This is a genomic window from Microcoleus sp. Z1_B2 (assembly GCF_036700325.1).
Classification (GTDB): Bacteria; Cyanobacteriota; Cyanobacteriia; order Cyanobacteriales; family Microcoleaceae; genus Microcoleus.
In genome coordinates this window covers 21519-25634 of record NZ_JAUBOQ010000070.1, presented here as the reverse complement: position 1 = coordinate 25634, position 4116 = coordinate 21519, and the positions used below count along the sequence as shown (strand labels likewise).

The window sequence follows — 4116 nt, the reverse complement described above, 5'->3', positions numbered from 1 at the left end:
CGCAGTGGAAATAGGCGTCGGAGTTGGAGTTGGCGTCGGAGTTTCCGCAGGCGTCGGAATGGGAGTTTCCGCAGGCGTCGGAGTCCGAGTTGGCGTCGGAGTTTCCGCAGGCGTCGGAGTTCCCGTGGGAGTTGGAGTTTCCGCAGGCGTCGGAGTTCCCGTGGGAGTTGGAGTTTCCGCAGGCGTCGGCGTCGGAGTTGGAGTTGTATCTACAATAGTCAAAACAGCACTAGAAATTGCTCCTAAATCTGCTTTGTTAGTGGGATTGTTCAGAGTTAAATTAACAGTTTCCTTCTCTTCTATCTCTGAATCATCCACAATTGGAATCGTGAAAGTTTGAGTAGTTTCGCCAATGCCAAAATTTAATGTTCCCGATTTCTGGTTATAGTCACTACCAGCATTAGCAGTGCCATTACTTGTACTGTAACTGACAGCAGCAGCCACATTAGCATCAGTGCGAGTAACGGTAATTGTGGCAAATTGACCGTTTTCATTAACGCTGTAGTTGGCGTTGCTGAAATTAAATGTGCCTGGATTAGTGAGGTTGATAATGAACGATTGGGTATCAGAAGTATCGAGTCCTTCGTTATCTCTACCGCCATTATCTCTCAGGTTTAGAGTTATATTAGCACTGCCGATCGCCCCCGGCATCGGTGTAAAGGTTAGCGTCCCCACCGAGTCGATCGCAGGTTGTACACTAAACAAAGCAGCATTATCATTCCCTACCACTTGAAAAGCCACAGTTTGTCCTGATTCGTTAGGGCCTGGAGAAATCGCAGTCGCCCATCCGGGGATGGTTTGTGGCCCCGAATTGCTGCTGAGAGTGCGATCGACCCCTTTGACAAACGAAGGTGGATCGTTGACTGGATTAACTGCGATCGAACTTGTTAAACTATTAGTGCTAAACGGCGTTGTTCCCCCAGTAACTGAAGCATTGACGCCCGCAGTACCGTTACCCACTCCGTTACTTCCATCCCATGCCCGAAAAGTAATTGTTGGTTCGCTTCCAGGGGTACTGTAATAGTCTGGGTTGGGTACAAAGCGGACTCTCGCAGGCGTTTGCAGGGAAACCCCCGTCAGGTTGATGTTAGCTTGCGCCGAGTTAGTGCCGTCACCGAGGAATAGAAAATTAGGAGTTTCGTAAGGATCTATCTGGTCGCTAAATCCTGAATAATCGCGCAGCGGGCCGGTTAGTATGATATCGCTGCCATCGGAAAGAAAGTAATTGTCACCTTGAACTCTGAGAGTGTAGTTAGTAGCAATATTGGTGTTATAAGCAACATTCTCTGCTGCAACAAATAAGCCGTTGGTTTGTCCGACTAGGTTGGGAGTAATGCCGTCGCCTTGTGCAAAGATATTGCCAGAGTTTTCAGATAGCCGCTGGAAACCGATTTCAATGGCTTTGCGATCGCTAGTAACAGCAACAATGCTAAAACCCGCCCGATTTTGATTAGTGCGGGATTCCGAGATAATTTGGAGATTAAAAGACAAGCTAAAGCCTGTAGTGCGATCGAGCGGGGGAAATGACGGATTTAAAGGATTATTTGTATAGCCAGCATAAATGCTATTGTCCGCACTGCTGTTTAAATTAACTCCATTACCGCTAAAAAATTCTGAAGCTGTAGCGGTAGGAGAAGCAAAATTTGAGTTAGTCAAAGACAGCCAATTTTGAGAACTGGGAGTGTTACCAAGTAAGCCATTATAAAGAGGAGTCGGGCCGAGCACTGTTGCTGAAGTTTCCGACACTGCACCGAAATTTGTCCAAGTATTGCCATCTGTTGAAAATTGCCAGTTACCGTTAGTATTGTCTGCAGCGGTGACTGCGACACCCAAAGGATCGCCATTAGCGTCACTTCCTAACTCGCTAGTGATGTTAAAAATACTAAAGCCTGTGTTAGCGACGCTGGGTATATTTTCATTAATTGCGATCGGCGGATTAACATTAGGAGTTGCCAAATTGGGAGCAATGTTAACCGATCGGTTGCGGAGACTGTTAATATAAATACTGTTAATTCCGCCGTTGGGCAAACCCAAGGAGCCGGGACTATCTATAGTATAACTAGCAGTTCTGTTGATGCCGCCAATAGCGCTGGAAAACTCAACATTACCCCCGTTGGGTGGTGCTGGAATTTGCACCTTAGCTGCACTCCCAAAGGCTCCGTGAGTTCCTGTTCCTGGACTCCTCCAGGCGATCGAATCTATTGTATCGGTATTTGTAGTGCTAGCATTATCAACATAAACAACATCTGACTCCGCGAAATTCCCATGAAAATTTCCGGCTGGGAGCAGCTTTGTCAAAAATCCACCTTGGGGACTCAATCGAATGTTCCAATCGTTGTTTGTTCCCGACGGTATGGGGTTGTAGGCAATCTCTTGATCGGCAGGCGAACCGCCGATCGTAAGTATTGTTCCTGCTTTAAACACAGGAGCAATACTTGCCATATTAGTAAATCGATAAGCTGAATATTTAGCTACTGTTGGCTCAGTTGAGTCGCCTACAAAATAGCTCTGAAGCTGAGTTGCGCTTACATCTTCCGTCAACAGCAGTTCCACATACTCATTCCCCTGGAATTGCCCGTCCCGCCGGAATTCGTTAATAATTATCTGTCCCATCTAGATGCACCTAAATTTGAGATGATTATGTATTAGCTGCCAACTACTATCAATTTTTTTACATTTAATTTTTATTTACGTAAATACACTGTCAGTAGTTTCTCCGTAAAGTGGCTTTTTTAAGTCATTTTTATTACTAAAATAATACCGGGAGTGCAGAGCAGTGTCAAGCAAAAGCTTGGAGTATTGTCGATCGCACTCCCGGACGCAAAAAGTGATTTGATACACTGCTCATAGGGGCAAGCTACGCGCTGTCAACCCTACATAATTAACTAAGGTGCGGAGTACGCACCTTAGTTAATTAATTTGTACTTACCCGAAGATGGTAAAATCATTCAGACCGATCGCACTAGCTTGCACTCCATTCAAAGCAGCCAACAGTTGACCGTTCTCACCAATCCTGATGAAAGCTGCATTAGCGCTTTGGGTAATACTAAGTTGAGAAAAAGTTAGACCGCCCGCTAACACCAGCAAATCTTCACCTTTTGTGAAATCAGTAATTTGATCGCTGCCTTCACCTGCTGTTAAAACAAAGCGATCGCGCCCAATGCCGCCGTTGAGAATATCATTTCCCAAACCCCCAATCAGACAATCGTCACCTTTGCCGCCGTAGAGAGTATCGTTGCCCTCATCGCCGCACAGTTTATCGGAACCGCCGTTGCCAAACATCAGATCGTTGCCAGCAGCGCCGCACAGGGAATCTGCCTCGCCGTTAAAGTCGATCGCGCTGTCTCCTAAAATAGTATCGTCCCCGTCGTCGCCGCAAATGCTATCACTGCCGCGATCGCCCAACAGCCGATCGTTGCCAGTACCCCCCACCACAACGTCATTGCCCTTGCCGCCATAAACAGTATCATTGCCCTCGCCACCACTTAGAGTATCCGCAGCATCTCCCCCATTCAAGAAGTCGTTGCCCGCACCGCCAAACAGCAAATCGCGTCCAGTCGAGTCAAGGCTAGACGGGTCAAAATTGCCGCCAAACAAGCAGTCGTTACCCTGAGCCCCAACTAGAGTGTCATTGCCCTTGTCGCCCCAAATCAAGTCATCGTCTTTGCCACCGATCGCCACATCATCGCCCTTACCCCCGAAAATGCGATCGTCGCCGCCGGCGCCGTTGAGGTAATCATTGCCATTGCCGCCAAACAGCAAGTCTTTGTCTGCATTCGGGCCAAGGGGGATATTGGTGGGCAGTCCCCCGTAAATATTGTCGTTGCCCTTTTCGCCCAGCAGAACGTCGTCGCCGTTGAAACCGCTGATAACGTCGTTGAGATTGCTGCCGATGAGGAAGTCGTCGCCGTCAGTGCCATTGAAAGTGCGATCGACAGAATTCGGGCCCGGAATCGAACCGATCGCGGGTAGGGTAATTTGTTCGCAAATGCAATCGGTATCGCCCCCTTGAACGCTGTCAGAGTCAACAGGAATTCCGGTGGGAGTCGGAGTGCCGGTGGGAGTCGGAGTTCCGGTTGGGGTTGGAGTTTCCGTGGGAGTCGGAGTTTCCGTGGG

General features: G+C 48.2%; 2 protein-coding genes. Both read right to left on the bottom strand.

Features of this window, described 5'->3' with window-relative positions:
• The coding region (locus QT984_RS27570; RefSeq protein WP_333375386.1) for a choice-of-anchor Y domain-containing protein at positions 1-2613 on the bottom strand (2613 nt) is incomplete at its 3' end.
• 312 nt (positions 2614-2925) lie between these two features.
• On the bottom strand, positions 2926-4116 hold a 1191-nt coding region (locus tag QT984_RS27565; RefSeq protein ID WP_333375383.1), incomplete at its 5' end, for a calcium-binding protein.